This window comes from Tardiphaga sp. 37S4 (assembly GCF_021044645.1).
In the GTDB taxonomy this organism is placed as follows: domain Bacteria; phylum Pseudomonadota; class Alphaproteobacteria; order Rhizobiales; family Xanthobacteraceae; genus Tardiphaga; species Tardiphaga robiniae.
Window position 1 is genome coordinate 2,152,895 of the sequence record NZ_CP088008.1, and the last position, 16,858, is coordinate 2,169,752.

General features: G+C 63.7%; 18 protein-coding genes. 12 read left to right on the forward strand and 6 right to left on the reverse strand.

Annotated elements, in window-relative coordinates; translation table 11 throughout:
• Positions 1 to 16: 16 nt before the first annotated feature.
• Both LPB73_RS10525 and LPB73_RS10530 read right to left on the reverse strand, forming a co-directional pair.
• Complete coding sequence (locus LPB73_RS10525; protein ID WP_231080522.1) at positions 17 to 313, reverse strand: type II toxin-antitoxin system RelE/ParE family toxin; 297 nt, start codon at positions 311 to 313, stop codon at positions 17 to 19.
• Positions 313 to 546 (reverse strand): hypothetical protein, encoded by a 234-nt coding sequence (locus LPB73_RS10530; RefSeq protein ID WP_089264025.1) that lies wholly within the window; start codon positions 544 to 546, stop codon positions 313 to 315. The genes LPB73_RS10525 and LPB73_RS10530 overlap by 1 nt, the downstream gene beginning before the upstream one ends.
• 112 nt (positions 547 to 658) lie before the next feature.
• On the opposite strand from LPB73_RS10530, the gene LPB73_RS10535 reads away from it, so the two are divergent.
• The 5 genes from LPB73_RS10535 (at position 659) to LPB73_RS10555 (ending at position 5,676) form a co-directional block, all read left to right on the forward strand.
• A complete protein-coding gene (locus LPB73_RS10535; protein WP_184519575.1) occupies positions 659 to 1,018 on the forward strand; it encodes a hypothetical protein in 360 nt (119 codons plus the stop codon).
• A 220-nt stretch (positions 1,019 to 1,238) separates the two neighbouring features.
• A complete protein-coding gene (locus LPB73_RS10540) occupies positions 1,239 to 2,495 on the forward strand; it encodes an amidohydrolase family protein (protein WP_231080523.1) in 1,257 nt (418 codons plus the stop codon).
• 239 nt (positions 2,496 to 2,734) lie between these two features.
• A complete protein-coding gene (locus LPB73_RS10545) occupies positions 2,735 to 4,207 on the forward strand; it encodes an amidase (RefSeq protein WP_231080524.1) in 1,473 nt (490 codons plus the stop codon).
• Between the two features lie 69 nt (positions 4,208 to 4,276).
• Positions 4,277 to 5,224 (forward strand): Dyp-type peroxidase, encoded by a 948-nt coding sequence (locus LPB73_RS10550; protein ID WP_231080525.1) that lies wholly within the window; start codon positions 4,277 to 4,279, stop codon positions 5,222 to 5,224.
• Positions 5,225 to 5,274: 50 nt separating this feature from the next.
• Positions 5,275 to 5,676 carry a DUF1330 domain-containing protein gene (locus LPB73_RS10555; RefSeq protein WP_231080526.1) on the forward strand — a complete coding sequence of 134 codons (402 nt, stop codon included), beginning with the start codon at positions 5,275 to 5,277 and terminating at the stop codon, positions 5,674 to 5,676.
• A gap of 44 nt (positions 5,677 to 5,720) precedes the next feature.
• Here the strand turns inward: LPB73_RS10555 and LPB73_RS10560 are convergent, their stop codons facing one another.
• Entirely contained in the window at positions 5,721 to 7,184 is a 1,464-nt protein-coding gene (locus LPB73_RS10560; protein ID WP_231080527.1) for an L-lactate permease, read from the reverse strand.
• A 196-nt stretch (positions 7,185 to 7,380) separates the two neighbouring features.
• On the opposite strand from LPB73_RS10560, the gene LPB73_RS10565 reads away from it, so the two are divergent.
• Positions 7,381 to 7,719 carry a hypothetical protein gene (locus tag LPB73_RS10565; RefSeq protein WP_231080528.1) on the forward strand — a complete coding sequence of 113 codons (339 nt, stop codon included), beginning with the start codon at positions 7,381 to 7,383 and terminating at the stop codon, positions 7,717 to 7,719.
• Positions 7,720 to 7,727: 8 nt separating this feature from the next.
• Here the strand turns inward: LPB73_RS10565 and LPB73_RS10570 are convergent, their stop codons facing one another.
• Positions 7,728 to 8,405 (reverse strand): nitroreductase, encoded by a 678-nt coding sequence (locus LPB73_RS10570; RefSeq protein WP_120292480.1) that lies wholly within the window; start codon positions 8,403 to 8,405, stop codon positions 7,728 to 7,730.
• A 265-nt stretch (positions 8,406 to 8,670) separates the two neighbouring features.
• Here LPB73_RS10570 and LPB73_RS10575 point away from each other — a divergent pair, with 265 nt between their 5' ends.
• From LPB73_RS10575 to LPB73_RS10600, 6 genes are all read left to right on the forward strand, one after another.
• On the forward strand, positions 8,671 to 9,129 hold the full coding sequence (locus LPB73_RS10575) for an ester cyclase (protein WP_231080529.1): 459 nt from the start codon (positions 8,671 to 8,673) through the stop codon (positions 9,127 to 9,129).
• Positions 9,130 to 9,193: 64 nt separating this feature from the next.
• Entirely contained in the window at positions 9,194 to 9,730 is a 537-nt protein-coding gene (locus LPB73_RS10580) for a hypothetical protein (RefSeq protein ID WP_231080530.1), read from the forward strand.
• 54 nt (positions 9,731 to 9,784) lie between these two features.
• Positions 9,785 to 11,056: a divalent metal ion exporter subunit IhpA gene (ihpA, locus tag LPB73_RS10585; protein WP_231080531.1), complete on the forward strand. Its 1,272-nt coding sequence runs from the start codon at positions 9,785 to 9,787 to the stop codon at positions 11,054 to 11,056.
• On the forward strand, positions 11,053 to 12,063 hold the full coding sequence (ihpB, locus tag LPB73_RS10590; protein WP_231080532.1) for a divalent metal ion exporter adaptor subunit IhpB: 1,011 nt from the start codon (positions 11,053 to 11,055) through the stop codon (positions 12,061 to 12,063). Before ihpA ends, ihpB begins: the two co-directional genes overlap by 4 nt.
• Before the next feature lie 21 nt (positions 12,064 to 12,084).
• Positions 12,085 to 15,306: an efflux RND transporter permease subunit gene (locus tag LPB73_RS10595; RefSeq protein ID WP_231080533.1), complete on the forward strand. Its 3,222-nt coding sequence runs from the start codon at positions 12,085 to 12,087 to the stop codon at positions 15,304 to 15,306.
• On the forward strand, positions 15,306 to 15,674 hold the full coding sequence (locus LPB73_RS10600; RefSeq protein ID WP_231080534.1) for a hypothetical protein: 369 nt from the start codon (positions 15,306 to 15,308) through the stop codon (positions 15,672 to 15,674). The genes LPB73_RS10595 and LPB73_RS10600 overlap by 1 nt, the downstream gene beginning before the upstream one ends.
• Positions 15,675 to 15,738: 64 nt before the next feature.
• Here the strand turns inward: LPB73_RS10600 and LPB73_RS10605 are convergent, their stop codons facing one another.
• Both LPB73_RS10605 and LPB73_RS10610 read right to left on the reverse strand, forming a co-directional pair.
• Positions 15,739 to 16,536: a transglycosylase SLT domain-containing protein gene (locus LPB73_RS10605; protein ID WP_231080535.1), complete on the reverse strand. Its 798-nt coding sequence runs from the start codon at positions 16,534 to 16,536 to the stop codon at positions 15,739 to 15,741.
• A gap of 16 nt (positions 16,537 to 16,552) precedes the next feature.
• Positions 16,553 to 16,729: a hypothetical protein gene (locus LPB73_RS10610; protein WP_158005736.1), complete on the reverse strand. Its 177-nt coding sequence runs from the start codon at positions 16,727 to 16,729 to the stop codon at positions 16,553 to 16,555.
• Between the last annotated feature and the right edge of the window lie 129 nt (positions 16,730 to 16,858).

The following is a 16,858-nucleotide window of genomic DNA, read 5'->3' on the forward strand; positions in this document are numbered from 1 at the left end:
GATCGGAGGTGTTTCGCTATATTTTCTCGTTGTCGTCGGGCAATTGTCGCGCTGCATGGTGGACGTGGAGGATTTCAATCGTGTCTGCTGTCACGCGATAGAAGACGACATAAGGATAGCGGCCGAGCGGCGCGGCGCGAACATGCGGGCGATCGGGAACGAGGCGGGCACTGTCTGGCCATCGTGCGATGCGCGCGACGACAGCCTGGATACGCCGTCCGACAGTGGGGGCGATCGCCGGATAATGGGCGATAAGCCAGTCAGCAATCTGATCGATGTCTGTGAGAGCTTCGTCTGTATAGACGACCTTCATCAGCGGCGGAATTTGGCGAAGGCGGCTTCGACATCAGTCACGGTGGCAAACCGGCCAGCATCGGCAGCCCGCAATCCGCGATCGATGCCGGCAAGTTCTTCCGGCGTTGGCTGATACGCGTCCCCCTTCACGCCGGCTTCAAGCTCGCGGGCATAGGCCGCCAGCTCGTCCTGCACATGTGGCGGCCACGTCTCGACGCGTTCCAGGATATCGGCAAGGGGCTTGGTTTTCATGGCGTCAAGGTATCACGACGGAGACACAACGTCACGGGGATGCCCTGAGGAATCCATCCGACCCACCTGAATTTGAATGGCTGCCCGCGCGCCAAATCTCTATGCTGTGGGCATGTCGCGATTCATGTGTCTATCGATTGCTCTCGTCCTGTCGCTTACCTCCGCCGCTGCGCTGGCGGCGCCGGTCAAGAAGAAGCCGCCGCAATGGAAGGGCTACGGCTTCCTGCCGGGCTATCACCAGCCGCTGAATAACAGCGTTCCGCTGTTCATGCAGAAGCGCGCGGACCTGCGTATGGCCAAACGCGACCGGCGCCATTGGTATATCGACCGTACCCCGGTCTATTACCGCTGGTCCGACGGCGAGAAGTATTATTTCGGCCGGCCCGGTTTCTATCGCGGCCAGTACAATGGCGGCAGCATGGGCCCATGCTGGACGCGAACCCCGATCGGACCAATCTGGAATTGCGGCTAGGCGAGGCGAGGCGGCGCATGCCGCAGCGCCGGATTCCTGTGAAAGCTTTCGGTCGACATTGTCGCGACCCTCATTAAATCATCGCAGCGACTATCTGTTGCTCCTGTTTGATCGCGGCGGAGTTCAAAAGCGCCGTGAAAGCAAAATCAACGAAAACACATTTCGAGTTCCGACCACTATCTTCGCCTGACAGGACTTTGGTTCAGGGGCGGAGATATCGGTGGCTAAGATTTCACGACGTGATGTGTTGGCAGGTGGCGCGGCCATGCTTGGGTCGCTTGGCGGATCCGGGGGGACGTTCGGCCAGCAGCCCACCGAGAATTTCGATCTCGTAATCCGGGGCGGCGAGGTCATCGACCCCAGCCAGAATCTGCGCGGCATTCGCGATATCGGCATCAAGTTCGGGCAGGTCGCCGCCGTTGAGCCGAGCATTCCAGCGGAGCGCGCAAAGCAGAGCATCGATGCCAAAGGCAAGCTGGTGACGCCCGGCCTCGTCGATCTTCACACCCATGTCTATCCCTATGGGTCGGCGATCGGCATTCCGCCCGACGAGCTTGTGCCGTTCTCGGCGACGACGACCTATGTCAGCGCCGGAGATGCCGGCGCCAACACATTTGCAGGATTCAAGCGCGATGTCGTCGGACATTCGCGCAGCCGGCTGTTTGCCTTCGTGCACATCTCGACCATCGGCCTTGCGGGCTTTCCCGTCGGCGAGTTGCTGAATATCGATTACGCCAATGTCGATGCCGCGGCGCGCACGATTGCGGAAAATCCCGATCTCGTGCTCGGCGCCAAGGTGCGCGAGACGCTGGCATTCGTCGGCAACAACGGCATCGAACCGCTGAAACGCGCCATTCTGGCCGTCGAACGCTCGGGCACCAAGGGGCGGGTGATGTGCCACATCGGCAATGCACCGGGCGATCTGTCGGTGCTGGTCGATACGCTGCGTCCCGGCGATATTCTGACTCATCCCTACAGCGCACTCGGCAACAACACGGTGCAGAACGGCAAGGTGCTTCCGGCGCTGCTGGAAGCCAAGAAGCGCGGCGTCATCATCGATGTCGGCCATGGCGCCGGCAGCTTCGACTATGACATTGCCGAGGAGGCGATCCAGCAGGGGCTCGTGTTTGATACGATTTCCAGCGACGTCCATGTGGCCGCGGCGAACACACCGAGCCGGCCGTATCTGCCCTGGGTGCTCAGCAAGTTTCTCGCGCTCGGTTTCTCGCTCGATCAGGTGATCGCGGCCGCCACGATCAAGCCGGCCAATGTCATCAACCGTGTGCCCAAGCTCGGCACGCTGCAGGTCGGTGCGCCCGCGGACGTGGCCATTCTCGAACTCGTCGAAGGCCCGGTCGAACTGCTCGACACCTCGAACAAGCCCCGCACCGGCAAGGCCTATCTGAAGGCGGTCCAGACCGTGCGCGGCGGGGTCCCGTTCGGACGGCCGTATTCTCTGCCGTTCTCGGCAAACTGACGAGAGCGGCGCGTAGCCGGGTGAGCGAGGCGGTACCCGGGGCGCCGGCGGCCCGGCTATGGTGCCGCAGGGCGACATTCGGTCGGAATTCGCCGCCGGTGGCGGGTGGCGGCAATCGCCATTCCGCACGCTGGTCTGCCCTGCGTCTGCCGCGCGCTCAGGGCACCTGCCACGGCTTCCGAAAAAACCGCCATCCGGTCTAGGCTCGCACCAACCGAATCTCGAATTGGACGTGCGACATGACATTGGCGATGAGCTGGGACGAATGGGCCAAACACGACGCCGTGGCGCTGGCCGCGCGCGTGCGCAAGGGCGACCTGACGCCGGCCGATCTGGCGGCGCAGGCCGCGGCCGGCATCGCCAGGACCAATCCCGCGCTCGATGCCGTCGTCGAAGTGTTCGACGACGTCGTTGCCGATCCTGCCAAGGACGGTATGAATGCCGAGGGTGCGTTCGCTGGCGTTCCGTACCTCATGAAGGACCTCGGCCCGACCCTGAAGGGACGGCTGCAGGAATTCGGCTCCATGATCATGCAGGGGCATCGCCCCGCGCAGGACAGCTTCCTGACCGGCAAGATCCGGGGCGCCGGGCTCAACATCATTGGCCGCAGTACCACGCCGGAATTCGGCGTCTGCAGTTCTGCCGAGAACAAGCTCTATGTCACCCGCAATCCCTGGGACACCGACTACACCACTTGTGGCTCCTCCGCCGGCTCTGCGGCGATGGTCGCGGCCGGCGTGCTGCCGATCTCCCACGCCACGGATGGCGGTGGTTCGATCCGCATTCCCGCAGGTGTGAACGGCCTGATCGGTCTGAAGGTCTCGCGCGGCGTCTATTCGCTGGCGCCCGCGCTGTCGGATCTCTCCGGGTTGGTCTCGATCCAGGGCTGCGTGAGCCGCAGCGTGCGCGACACCGCAGCCTTCGTCGACAATTGCCGCGGCGGCGCTCCTGGCGAATTCATGCCGTTCTGGTCGCCGGCCGAGTCCTATAGCGAGTTGATCAAGCGCGACCCGGGCAAGCTACGCATCGCGCTGTCGCATGAGTGGGGCGACTACAAAGCGCCGCCGCATTTCGTTGTGGAGCTGGAGCGTGTCGGCAAAATGCTCGAAGGGCTCGGCCATCACGTGGAATGGGCATTGCCGGAGGTGGATTTCCGCAACGCGTTCGCCGCGCAGACGACCTGCTACATCAGCAATTTCGCGCAGGTGATCGCCGGTCATCTGGCGCGGCTCGGTTTGAATAAACCGACCACCGATCTGCTGGAGCCGATCAACATCAAGATCTGGGAGAGCGGGCTGAACACGTCCTATACCGAGCGCAACGCGATGCAGGCCGTGTTCAACACGACGTCGCGCGCTTTCGGCGCGTTCTTCGAGCGCTACGACATCATTCTGACGCCGATCACCGCCAAGCCGACGCCAAAGGTCGGCACATCGGAATATCTCACCACCAGCACCAATCCGTCGGTGCATGACTGGTTCGCCAATCTGTGGAAGAACTTCGCCTATACGCCGCTCGCCAATCTGTGCGGTATCCCCGGCATCTCGCTGCCGCTGGCGGCGCAGGAGAACGGACTGCCGCTCGGCATTCAGGCGCAGACGCGTCAGGCCAATGACGGCCTGCTGCTGCAACTGGCCGCGCAGATCGAGCGCGCGATCGACGGCAAGTGGAACGGCGGTAAGCTGCCGGCAAAGCATGTCAGCCGGCAATAGGGCAACGGTGCATCTTGTCTTTCGTCGTGCGAAAGATACGTGACGCAACGGATATCGAATGGATCGAACATGGTTTCAAGCTTGCCGGCTCCCGTGTCCCAGTCGGTCGCTGCCAGGCTGACGCGGGCGGCGATATTCCTGGTCGTGACGATCAATCCCGGACCGGCCCCCGAGAAGGCGGTTCGTGGCTTGTGCGGCGACCTGTCGAGCCTGCTGCGCGGCGTGGGATTCCGCAATCTTAATGGGCAGTTGTCCTGCATCATGGGGTTCGGCTCTGACGCCTGGAGTCGGGTGTTCGGAGCGCCGAGTCCAAAAGACTTGCATCCGTTTCGCGAAATTCGCGGCGTGCATACCGCCGTTTCGACACCCGGCGACATCCTCTTTCACATCCGTGCGGCGAGCATGGATCTCTGTTTCGAGCTGGCGACGCATATCATGTCGCGGCTCGCCGGCGCGGTTTCGGCCGTGGATGAGGTGCATGGCTTCAAATTCTTCGACGACCGCGATCTGATCGGCTTTGTTGACGGAACTGAAAACCCTCTCGGTCAGGCCGCTGACGCGGCCACCCTTGTCGGCGATGAAGACCCCGGCTTTACCGGAGGCAGCTACGTGATCGTGCAAAAATATCTGCACGACGTCGCGCGATGGAACAAGGTGCCCGTCGAGGAACAGGAGAACATCATCGGCCGGCACAAGCTGTCCGATATCGAACAGCGCGATTCCGAGAAGAAGCCGTATGCGCACAACGTCCTGACGTCGATTGAAGAGAACGGCGAGCAGCTTCAAATCCTGCGCGACAACATGCCGTTCGGCGAAGTGGGCAAAGGTGAGTTCGGCACCTATTTCATCGGTTACGCCCGTTCCCCGCAGCGCATTGAGAAGATGCTGGAGAACATGTTCATCGGCAACCCGCCGGGCACTTACGACCATTTGCTGGATTTCAGCCGCGCGGTGACGGGGACGCTGTTCTTCGTTCCCACAGCGACGTTCCTGGACGATGTCGATCCCGAGGCTTAACCGCGCTGTGCGCTCATCTGCTTACCACCAGTTGAAACAGGAGATTGTGCATGGGTGTCGATCTCTTGAACATCAAGGGGCTCAAAGAGCTGGAGCATCAGGGCCCGATCGTCATGGTCAACCTGATGCGATTCCGCGAGCGCTCGCTCGATGGCGACGGATCGGGCTGGGACGCCTATCTGCGTTACAGCGCGCTGACCGTGCCGATGATCAAGGCACGCGGCGGCACATTGCTGTGGACCGGCGACGCCAAAGCCGTCGCGCTCGGCGAAGCGGACCATCAACAGTGGGACTATCTGGCGCTCGTTTATTATCCCTCCGTCGCAGCCTTCATCGAGATGATGACATCGTCAGACTATGAACATCTCTGCGACCCGCACCGGACCAACGGCTGTGCCGAGCATGTGATCATTTGCACGAGCGAGGCTTACAGCAAGTTCAAGATCGGGTGACGAGGGATCGCTACTGGCTTCCGGCTCATTCGGGTCACTGAAGCTCAAATGAGCCGTGTGGCGATCAGCAACGAGATTGCGAGAAGAACCGCAACGATGACCACGACGAAGGGGAACATCGCGCGATAGGCGTCCCGCTCGTGGCCGGGCGTGCCGGCGAGATTGCAGACGATCGACATCCGTACCGGCGAGACCATGTTGAGCGACAGTGCCGCGGCGTGCTGAAGCGCGACGACGGCGGCGACGTCGAGGCCGGCCTCGGTGGCGAGGCTGAGCTGCGAGGGCATGAACAACCCGTTGGCCGCATTGCCGCTATTGGCCAGCGCGCCGAACACGGCCGAGATCATCGGGGTGACCGTCACCGACCAGACCCCGAACGTGTCGTACATGCCGCGGGCGAGGCCCCCGGCGATGCCCGAGCGCGACAGCAGTTCGGCCATCATCGAGAACACGATGACGGTAAGCACCGCGAGCCGGCCGGTCTTCCAGGCGGCTGCGATCTCCGCAGGGAAGGCCCGCTGATGGCCGTGCAGCAGGGCGGTCAACACGGCCGCCGCGACCAGCCAGGTGCCGGCGTGAAACAACGGCGCCCAGACCGGCGCACCGGCGAAGGGCTGCATGCTCCATGCGGTCTGTAGAACCTGGTTGAGCGGCGGCACGAGGCGCGTCAGCGCGAGCCAGCCGATCAGCAGTGTGAATGGCAGCATGCGCCGTGCCGCAGCGGCGATCGCCGCGCGGTCCGGCTTTTCGTCGATGAGATAACGCAGCACGATGGCCGGCCCGAACGCCGCCAGCATCGCCGGCTCCGGCCCGAGAAACGCCGTCGCGACGATGGCGAGGCCGAGACTGCCGAGCAGCCAGAGCGCTTCGCTGGCGCGCTCGCGCCAGTCTGCTCCGATGCCCGCGCGCTCCGCCATGCGCCAGTAGATCGGCAGCCACAGGATGTTGAACACGAGGTAGATGAGACTGGTGCGCAGCGCGAGCGCCGTTGGATCGGTCCGCGCGAAGGCAGCGCCGACCACCGCGCCGCTGCCCATGGCGCCCCACACGATCATGGTCTGGCTGATCAGCGAGAAGGCGAGGAGCTCGATCGGCTTCAGGCCAAGGCGGCGGATCAGCACCATCGTCCCCATGATGCCGATGCCGAAGCCCGTCGCGGATTCCGCGAAGGGCCCGATCAGATAGCAGGCGGTGAACAGCAGGCGACGCCTGGCCCGCGCATCCGGCAGTGACGTCTCGACCGGCATCGCCGCGTCGCCGGGGCGGATCGCCATCTGCCAGAACAGCAAGCCGCCGAGAATGTAGGGCACGACGATCCAGCCGATCCATGCGCCGCGCAGCAGCGCCGTCCAGGCGTCAGAAATCCCGAACAGTTGCGGGGCGGTGGCCAGTGCGACCGCAAGTGCCGTGGCGAGGCCGATGAGCGAGGCGGGGAGCGTGCCGGCGAGTCCGCTCGCGATGGCGCCGATCACCGCCAGCGCGGGCAGCGCCCAGATCAGGTAAAGCACGTTCCGCCCCCAGGTTTCTCGTTGGAGGCTGGATGCGCGGGAAAGGCAGGGACGTCAACCGCGCTGCGCGCATAGGGTGCGTGCAACGTCGATCAGCCCAGCGCCCGCTGAACCGCGACGCGTTTTGTCCGACCAACCCATGGTGAGAGCCGATACCGAGACGCGGCCTCGCTCAATCAGCCCCGGGAGAATGCACGTGACGTCGAAAGCATTGATGATCGCGCTGGCGCTCCTGGCGTCTCCGGCAGTCGCCGCCTGCAACGAGCCCGGCACCGGCACCAAAGACACGCCGATCTTTTTGCCGCCACTCGGCGCCGTCGTCACCGGTACGGGACGCCTGCAATTCCATTCGGCGCCAAGCGCGCATTGCGCGATGGCCGGTGTGTTTGTCATCCCCAGGGATCATCTGGTCGCTTATGCTGAAACGCGCGACGGGTGGACCTCGGTGATGTATGCGCGTGCGACGGGCGGCGGCGTCACGGGCTGGGTCAGATCATCCCGCCTGAAACACACCGGCACAGTCGGACCGCAATAGGCGACACCCTAGTTGTCGAAGCCAACGAACACCGTGGCTTCCTCGACCGACTTGCGTTCGGACACCACCGCATTGGCAGGAAAACTGTCATCGGGCCATCCGAGCGCAATGCTTTTCATGATGACCTGATCGTCGGCAATGCCAGCATGCTCTCGCACGACTGGCGACTGCATGATGCCCTGGCTGTTGATCACGGCGCCGAGGCCGCGCGACCAGGCGGCATTGACGAGGGCGGTCGCCACGGCGCCGCAATCGAACGGCGTATCGTCGCTGCCATCCAGCACGCGGTCATAGGTCACGATCACGCAGACCGGCGCGTCGAACTGGCGGAAGCCGCGCAGCACCCAGTCCTGCCGCATCTCCTTGTCGTCCCTGGCGATCCCCATCGCCGAGAACAGCTGCTTGGCGACGCCGACCTGTCGGTCGCGGTGATGACCCCCGAAAGCCTGACCGGTGCGAAATTCGCGTGACTGCGGGATACCTGCGATCATTCGTTCGGTATTGCCGGCGCGGATCCTGTCGAGCGGCTCGCCGGTGACGACATAGAAATTCCACGGCTGGGTGTTCATCGACGACGGCGCGCGCATCGCCAGATTGATGATTTCCTCGATCAGCTTTTTGGGGACCGGATCGGGTTTGTAGCCGCGGATGCTGCGGCGGCCGAGAATGACGTCATCGAACTTCATAGGCCTGGAATCTCCCGGGGGCGTTTCTGAATTGGGCGGGATATTCCCGGTTTCCTCGGCCGTGTGCAAGATTGACGTGAGGGGCAGGAGGCGGTCGCCGCTCAGTTGCAGGGCGGAACAGCGAAGCGTATTCCGCCGCGTAAACATCTCGACCGCGGTGGATTACGCTTCGCCAATCTGTCCTGTGATTGCTAGTGTCGTTCTTCAATCCCATCATGCCGGGCCGAGGGCGATGAACACACGCAGCGATCATCTTGAAAAGCCAATGACGTTCGATGGCGTGACGCTCACGCCGCAGAAGGAAGTGGTCCGCGCCTTCTACAAGGATATGTGGGACCATGCGGACGTGACTTTGATCCCGCAAATTTTCCATGAGGATTTCACCTTCAGGGGATCGCTCGGACCGGTGCTGGTCGGACATGGCGAGTTCGCCGACTATGTCCGCTGGGTCACCGGCGTGCTGCAGAATTACACGACAGACATTCTCCTGATGATCGAGGAGGGCAATCGCGTTGCCGGCAAGGTCTACTTCCATGGCGTTCAACGCGAAGCGATGTTCGGCAATCCGCCGACAGGAAAGCTCGTTGGTTGGCTTGGAGCGCCGATCTTTTCGTTCGACGGGCCGAAGGTGCGCGACCTCTGGGTGCTCGGTGACATTTACGGCCTGCTCGGACAGATCAGGACAGATGGCATGCAGGGCAACGAATTTTCCACGTCTCGGTGAGACTGGCCGAAGCGCACTCAACCCGTCCGATTGAGTTCCTCTCCTGCAGCGACGTCCCGCGATCATGACCATGTGGCCAGACGTCGCGCTTGCCACATTTGCGATCTGGTTACTGGTTAACGTGGTAACACGCAGGCAATACGTACCCTGCGCATACCCCCACGTTGTTACATTGTTGCGGATCGACATGAATCGCCGATCCGTGCTACCTCGCTCGCAGAGTTTGAAAGAGACGCTGAAAGTGACGATTTTCGCCCGCATCTTCCGCCATGGCCTGCTGCGCATCTCGCGCAAGGCGTTGGTGATGGTCGTGCTGGCGACGTACATTTTCGCCGGCGCTATGCACGGTCTCTGCGAATTCGATGTGACCAATCCGACGGGAGTGACGATCGTTTCGCTCGCGGAGAAGGCGACCGGCCATTCCGACAAGGGAGTCGTCGCGGACAATCACTGCCACGGCTGCTTCTCTGTGGCGGCACAGCCGCTTGTCTTCGCGGCGATGCCCGTCTCCATCGAGACCCGCACTGCGGTTTTCCACGATGTCGAGCGTCGCAGCCTGCCGCGCGGGATCGATCCTCCCCCACCCAAATTCCTGACCTGACCGTCATCGCCGGGCGCTTGGCGCCCAGACTCCGTCATTCGTCAGGTTTCCATCATGTTCTCGAAGATCGCCACGCGTTTCGCGTGCGCGGCTGTGCTCTTCGTCAGTTCGTCGCTGACGGGGGTAGCTCATTCGCAAACCCTCACCATGGGTGCTGCGCTTCAACGCGCGCTCGCCGCCAGCCCGCGTCTGACAGCCGCCGAGCGTGACGTCGGAATCGCGCGTGGCCAGCGCATCCAGTCCGGCGCGCTGATCAATCCGGAGATTTCGTACGAACAGGACAATTCGTTCGGTTCGGGCGCCTACAGGGGAACCCGCTCGGCGGAGACCACGCTGCAGGTCAGCCAGATGTTCGAGCTGTGGGGCAAGCGCGATGCGCGCATCGCTTCCGGTCAGGCGGGCCTCGATGCTGCGGGCATCGGACGCCAGGCCGTCCGGCTCGAAGTGCTGTCGGAGACCGCGATCGCCTTCGTGAGCGTGCTCGGCCTGCAGCGGCGGATCCAGATACTCGACGAACAGATCGAGGCGATCGACAAGATCTCGCCGCTGCTGCAGCGGCGCGTCGAAGCTGGCGCCTCATCCATCGCAGAGACCGGACGCGCCGAGGTCGCATCGGCACTTGTCAAGGCCGACCGGGAGCGCACCAGGTCGTCACTCGCGAGCGCGCGCCGCGAACTGGCGATTCTGATGGGCGATAGCGCGCCGAAATTCGCGGCCGTCTCCGGACGGCTGGACGCGTCCGGCAAGCCGCCGACCTTTCAGTCGGTGGTCGCGGCGATTGATGCGAATCCGCAGCTCGTCCGCTGGAAGGCGATCTATGCGCAGCGCAACGCCGAACTGCTGCTCGCCCGGTTGAAGCCCTATCCGGACGTCACGGTATCCGCCGGATGGCGCCGCTTCAGTGAGACTGGCGACAACGCCGTTCGGCTTTCGCTGTCGGTGCCGATCCCGGTGTTCGACCAGAACCAGGGCAACATCCTCTCCGCGCAGGAAAGCCTCGCCAAGACCGCCGCCGAACGCCAGGGCAACCGCAACATGCTGATCGTGGTGGCGGGCCGCGCCTACGACTCGCTGCAGGGCTCGCTGCGCGAACTTGCCATCCTGCGCGAGACCGCGATCCCCAAGTCCAGGGACGCGGCCGATGCGATTTCCGAAGGCTACGGGCAGGGACGTTACTCGCTGCTCGAAGTGCTCGACGCGCAGGTCAGCGTCGCGCAGGCGCGCCTGCGCGAGCAAGAAGCCCAGCAGAATTTCCACGTTGCCGTCGCCACCATCGAGGGGCTGGTCGGCAATCCGTTTGCACTGGCTCGGGGGAGCGCACGATGAACAAGCCAATCATGGTCCTGGTGAGCGCCGCCGCGATCTTCGCGCTCGGCGCCGGCGTCTACGCCACCGCACCGAGCAAGTCCGACACGCAGACCGCGGCCACCTCCAAGGCTGCCAGGCAGGGCGACAAGGCCAAAGGTGAAAAGGCGAAGGGTGAGAAGGGGCACGACGAGAAAGGCCACGGTGACGACGGCGTCGTGGAAATGAGCGATGCGCGCGTCGCCTCGTCGAACATCGAAATCCTCTCCGCCAGAAGCGAGACGCTGCACGACTCTCTGGTGCTGAACGGCATCCTGCAGCCCAATCAGGAGACGCTGGTGCAGGTGACCCCGCGCTTCCCGGGCGTCGTGCGCGAGATCAAGAAACGCATCGGCGACACCGTCGAGAAGGGCGAACTCCTCGCGAAGATCGAGAGCAACCAGAGCCTGAGCGTCTATGAGATGCGGGCGCCGATCTCGGGGACGGTGATCGACCGCCAGATCTCGCTCGGCGAATATGCCTCCGAGCAGAAGCCGGCCTTCATCGTCGCCGACATTTCGACGGTCTGGGTCGATCTGTCCGTCTACCGTCGCAACCTGCCGCGCGTCCGGATCGGCGACAAGATCCTGATCGATGTCGGCGATGGTGGAAAACCGATCGAGGCCAGCCTGTCCTATATCTCGCCGGTTGGCAGCAGCGACACGCAGAGCGCGCTCGCGCGCGCCGTCGTACCGAATATCGACATGCGCCTGCGCACCGGCCTGTTCGTCTCGGCACGCCTGATCCTGTCGGCCAAGCCGGTCGCGATTGCCGTTCGGGCGTCGGCGATCCAGACGGTCGAGAACCGCAGCGTCGTATTCGTCCGCAACGGCGACAAGTTCGAGGCGCGCGACGTCGAACTCGGTGCGCGCGACTCCGACAATGTCGAGATCCTGTTCGGACTGCTCGACGGCGACAGATACGCGGCGAAGAACAGCTTCATCGTGAAAGCGGAGCTCGGAAAGGGATCGGCGTCCCATGAACACTGAGCTCGCTCCGGGAATTCAACCATGATCGACAGGCTTCTCGCATTCTCCGTGCACCAGCGCTGGCTGGTCATGATCGCCGTGTTGATGATGGGCGCCTTCGGCGTCTGGAACTTCACACGCCTGCCGATCGACGCCGTCCCTGACATCACGAATGTCCAGGTTCAGATCAACACCAACGCGCCTGGCTATTCGCCACTGGAGGTCGAGCAGCGCATCACGTTCCCGATCGAGACGGGGATGGCCGGCCTGCCGAACCTCGTAAACACGCGCTCGCTGTCGCGCTATGGCCTCAGCCAGGTCACCGTCGTGTTCAAGGACGGCACGGACATCTATTTCGCGCGCCAGCTCGTCAATGAACGCGTCCAGCGGGTGAAGGATTCGCTGCCGACCGGCATCGAGACGGCCATGGGACCAGTCTCCACCGGCCTCGGCGAGATCTACATGTACACGGTCGAGGCGAAGGAGGGGGCGAAGAACGCCGAGGGCAAGCCCTACACGCCGAGCGACCTGCGGACCGTGCAGGACTGGATCATCAAGCCTCAGCTCCGCAACGTGCAGGGGGTCAACGAGGTCAACACCATCGGCGGCTTCGAGAAGCAGTTCCACGTGCTTCCGGATCCGGCCAGGCTGATGGCCTATCGCCTCAGCTTCCGCGACGTCATGACGTCGCTCGCCAACAACAACGCCAATGTCGGCGCCGGTTACATCGAGAAGAACGGCGAACAGTATCTGGTGCGCACGCCAGGACAGGTCGCCGACGTCGAGGAAATCAGGCAGATCGTCATCGGCTCCCGGAACGGCGTCCCGGTCCGCATCCTCGACATCGCGGAGGTCAAGGAGGGCACGGACCTGCGCACCGGCGCGGCGACCGTCGACGGCAAGGAAGTCGTGCTCGGCACGGCGATGCTGCTGATCGGCGAGAACGGCCGGACCGTCGCGCAGCGTGTCGGGCAGAAGCTGGAGCAGATCCAGAAGTCGCTGCCGGAAGGCGTCTCTCTCCGCGCGATCTACGACCGGACTCACCTGATCGATGCGACCATCGCGACCGTCGAGAAGAACCTGGTCGAGGGCGCGCTGCTCGTCATCGCGATCCTCTTCCTCATCCTCGGGAATTTCAAGGCGGCCTTCGCCACCGCGCTCGTCATTCCGCTGTCCATGCTGTTCACCATCACGGGCATGTTCGAGAATAAGGTCAGCGCCAACCTGATGAGTCTCGGCGCCATCGATTTCGGCATCATCATCGATGGCGCCGTCATCATCGTGGAGAACTGCCTGCGTCTGCTCGCCCATGAGCAGGCGAAGCGAGGGCGCCTGCTGACCCGCGAGGAACGCTTCGAGACGATCATCGAAGCGTCGCGCGAGGTCATCAAGCCCAGCCTGTTCGGTACGCTGATCATCGCCGTGGTCTATCTGCCGGTGCTCACGCTGACCGGCGTCGAAGGCAAGATGTTCACGCCGATGGCGCTGACCGTGCTGATGGCGTTGCTGGGCGCCAGCATCCTGTCGATGACCTTCGTTCCGGCCGCTGTGGCGCTGTTCGTGACCGGCAAGGTCTCTGAGAAAGAAAACTGGTTCATGCGCGCAGCGCGCCGGACCTACGTGCCGCTGCTCGATCTCGCGATCCGTCTGCGTGCCGTTGTGGCGGCCGCGGCCGTGGCGCTGGTCGTCGTGAGCGGATACGCCGCGACGCGGATGGGTGGCGAGTTCATCCCGAGCCTCGACGAGGGCGACGTCGCGATCCAGGCGATGCGCATCCCCGGTACCAGCCTTACGCAATCGATCGAGATGCAGATGGCACTCGAGCGGAGGCTGGCCAGGATTCCAGAGGTGAAGGAATCCTTCGCACGCACTGGCACCGCGGAGGTGGCGACGGATCCCATGCCGCCGTCGATCTCGGACGGCTATGTCATGCTCAAGCCGCGCGACCAGTGGCCGGACCCGAAGAAGTCGAAGCTCGATCTGATGAAGGAGATCGAGGCCGCATCCGAGGAGGTCGCCGGCAGTCTTTACGAACTCTCGCAGCCGATTCAGCTTCGCTTCAACGAACTGATCTCGGGCGTGCGCAGCGATGTCGGCGTCAAGATCTTCGGCGACGACCTCGGCGTGCTCGCAGGGATCGCGGTGCAGGTACAGTCGGCGCTGCAGACCATCCAGGGCGCCGCGGACGTCAAGACCGAGCAGGTGGCCGGACTTCCGGTGCTGACGGTCAAGCTGGACCGCAAGGCGCTGGCGCGCTTCGGCATCAGCGTCTCGGACGTGCAGAACCTGGTCGAGATCGCCGTGGGCGGCAAGACCGCCGGCCTGGTGTTCGAGGGCGACCGCCGCTTCGACCTCGTCGTGCGCCTTCCGGACGAACTCCGGACGGATATCGAGGCGATCAAGGCGCTGCCGATCCCGCTGCCGCCGCTGGAGGGCCAGCCGAGCCAGAACAAGGCGATGCCGGCGGCGTTCGGCACCTCGCCGCTGGCCCAGATGCGCTACGCGCCGCTGTCGGAACTGGCGGAAATCTCGGTTGCGCCGGGGCCGAACCAGATCAGCCGCGAGGACGGCAAGCGCCGTATCGTCGTCTCCGCCAATGTACGCGGACGCGATCTCGGCTCCTTCGTCGGCGAGGCGCAGCAGCAGATCGCGCAGAAGGTCAAACTGCCCGCAGGCTACTGGATCGGCTGGGGCGGCCAGTTCGAGCAGCTCGTCTCGGCGACGCAGCGCCTGACCATCGTGGTCCCGATCGCGCTGCTGCTGATCTTCCTGCTGCTGTTCATCAGCCTCGGCTCCGTGGCGGATGCGCTGCTTGTCTTCAGCGGCGTGCCGCTGGCGCTCACGGGGGGCATCTTCGCGCTGCTGCTGCGTGACATTCCGCTGTCGATCAGCGCGGGCATCGGCTTCGTCGCGCTCTCGGGCGTGGCGGTGCTCAACGGTCTCGTCATCATCACCTTCATCGCGCGGCTTCGCCTCGAAGGAAAAAAGGTGGTGGAGGCCGTGCGCGAAGGCGCGCTGACGCGACTGCGGCCTGTGCTGATGACGGCGCTGGTGGCATCGCTCGGCTTCGTGCCGATGGCGATCGCGACGGGGGCGGGAGCCGAGGTGCAGCGCCCGCTCGCAACGGTCGTCATCGGCGGCATCGTCTCCTCGACCATCCTCACGCTTCTCGTTCTTCCGGCGCTCTACATCCTGTTCCGCCGGGAATCGTCGCCTGCCCATGCGGAGGCGAAGCCTGTCCATGCCATCCACGGAGACCATTGATGAAGACAATCCTGCTCGTCCTATCCGCGCTGGTGCTGGCGGCGCCGGCGATGGCGCAGCACGCCCATCAGAAGGGGCCGAACGGTGGACCCATGGAGGATGTCGCCGGCGTGCATGTCGAGATGATCGCTGCGGGGAAGGTGCTGACCTTCAACATCCTCGACGAGGCCAACAAGCCGCTCCCGGCCAGCGGCTTTTCCGGCGCGGTGTTGCTGACCTCCGGAAGCGACCGTGAGACGCTGCCGCTCGTCACCTCCGGGACTGCATTGAAGGCCGAAGCGAAAACCGACATCGCCAAGGGCGCTTCGGTGAGCGTCACGCTGAAGACCGCCGACGGCAAGTCTGGCCAGGCCAGGTTCAAGCACTGAGGGATCAATCCCGGATGACGCAAGAGCTTCATCCCGGCGGCGCTTGCTCGACCCAAACTACGCGCTATTTGTCGCTATCGGATGCCATCAGCAGGAACTTGCGCTTCAGCGCGTTGACCCTGGAGACGTAACCCGCAACGGAATGGTCGCCGCATCGCTCATTGGCCGTCATCTGGAAGCGACGGCGCGCATAAGCGGTGGCGGGTCCTCCACCGCACAGATGGATGAAGGCGGCGAGATCCTGCACCTGTTGCGGGGTCGGCGCCACGCCGCCGGCGCGCGCGAGGACCGCGGCGACATTGCGGTCCAGATAGATCGATGCGAGCTCGGTGGCATGGCTCGGGATGGCACGAATATAGGGGCCGAAGCCGCAGCCCGTATCCTGAACCGCGTTCGCCCGGATGCAGAAGCGCGAAACTTCGGCATAGGCCGGATCGGTCATTTGAAAGAGACCGACGGCGCTGGATGCCGGCCGGTAGATCGCGAACGGATTGAAGCTGAATCGCCAGCGCCAATAGGTACGGTCCAGGGGATTGCCGGAACTCTCGACCTGCGCCAGCGCAGCGAGCAATTCGGGCGTGATCGACCGCGTCGAAAAGGCGCGAAACAGCGGCCCGTAATGCCGCCACGTCTCGGCCGGCTCCTTGTCCAGCCTGTGGCCGACAAAGAAAAACAACTCGGTCGGCTTGTGGATCACGTGATAGATGAGGTTGGACAGCACGAGGGTGACAAGCACGATTGCGACGGCGCCAGTGATTTGAACGGCGCGCGGCAGTTTCGCGAGCTTCCGTTGCGCCGAGCGCAGGCTGCGCCGCCAGCGACGACGGCATTTGGCGCTGCAGATGAACGGGACCTTCGTCATGGCTGATGGCAGCGCGCTAATCCGCCTGCGGCTGGCTGATGCCGAGCTTCTTGACGCGGGTGCGGACTGATAGCGGTGACCGCTTCAACCGGATCGCGATCTCGTTGACGCTGCGACCGACCGACAATTGCCGCCGCAATTCTTCGTCCTGCTGTGAGGTCCAGACGGCGTCGGATTTCTGGCTTAGTTTCATGAGAACTTATAATAGTCTGTAGCCCGGATGAAGCCAACGGGTCGCGCGTCGCGCGCCCGATGATAAACTCCGCGTAATTCGGGCTACGCTTGCTTTCGCGATACGCAGTTGCCTCGCTTCACAGCGCCG

What these genes read in the sequence shown, in the direction of transcription:
- LPB73_RS10600 (WP_231080534.1), top strand. Translation starts at nt 15,306, where the DNA reads ATGAAGACAATCCTGCTCGTCCTATCCGCGCTGGTGCTGGCGGCGCCG.
- LPB73_RS10595 (WP_231080533.1), top strand. Translation starts at nt 12,085, where the DNA reads ATGATCGACAGGCTTCTCGCATTCTCCGTGCACCAGCGCTGGCTGGTC.
- LPB73_RS10555 (WP_231080526.1), top strand. Translation starts at nt 5,275, where the DNA reads ATGGGTGTCGATCTCTTGAACATCAAGGGGCTCAAAGAGCTGGAGCAT.
- LPB73_RS10580 (WP_231080530.1), top strand. Translation starts at nt 9,194, where the DNA reads ATGACCATGTGGCCAGACGTCGCGCTTGCCACATTTGCGATCTGGTTA.
- LPB73_RS10605 (WP_231080535.1), bottom strand. Translation starts at nt 16,536, where the DNA reads ATGACGAAGGTCCCGTTCATCTGCAGCGCCAAATGCCGTCGTCGCTGG.
- ihpA (WP_231080531.1), top strand. Translation starts at nt 9,785, where the DNA reads ATGTTCTCGAAGATCGCCACGCGTTTCGCGTGCGCGGCTGTGCTCTTC.
- LPB73_RS10550 (WP_231080525.1), top strand. Translation starts at nt 4,277, where the DNA reads ATGGTTTCAAGCTTGCCGGCTCCCGTGTCCCAGTCGGTCGCTGCCAGG.
- LPB73_RS10575 (WP_231080529.1), top strand. Translation starts at nt 8,671, where the DNA reads ATGACGTTCGATGGCGTGACGCTCACGCCGCAGAAGGAAGTGGTCCGC.
- LPB73_RS10535 (WP_184519575.1), top strand. Translation starts at nt 659, where the DNA reads ATGTCGCGATTCATGTGTCTATCGATTGCTCTCGTCCTGTCGCTTACC.
- LPB73_RS10545 (WP_231080524.1), top strand. Translation starts at nt 2,735, where the DNA reads ATGACATTGGCGATGAGCTGGGACGAATGGGCCAAACACGACGCCGTG.
- LPB73_RS10525 (WP_231080522.1), bottom strand. Translation starts at nt 313, where the DNA reads ATGAAGGTCGTCTATACAGACGAAGCTCTCACAGACATCGATCAGATT.
- ihpB (WP_231080532.1), top strand. Translation starts at nt 11,053, where the DNA reads ATGAACAAGCCAATCATGGTCCTGGTGAGCGCCGCCGCGATCTTCGCG.
- LPB73_RS10610 (WP_158005736.1), bottom strand. Translation starts at nt 16,729, where the DNA reads ATGAAACTAAGCCAGAAATCCGACGCCGTCTGGACCTCACAGCAGGAC.
- LPB73_RS10570 (WP_120292480.1), bottom strand. Translation starts at nt 8,405, where the DNA reads ATGAAGTTCGATGACGTCATTCTCGGCCGCCGCAGCATCCGCGGCTAC.
- LPB73_RS10530 (WP_089264025.1), bottom strand. Translation starts at nt 546, where the DNA reads ATGAAAACCAAGCCCCTTGCCGATATCCTGGAACGCGTCGAGACGTGG.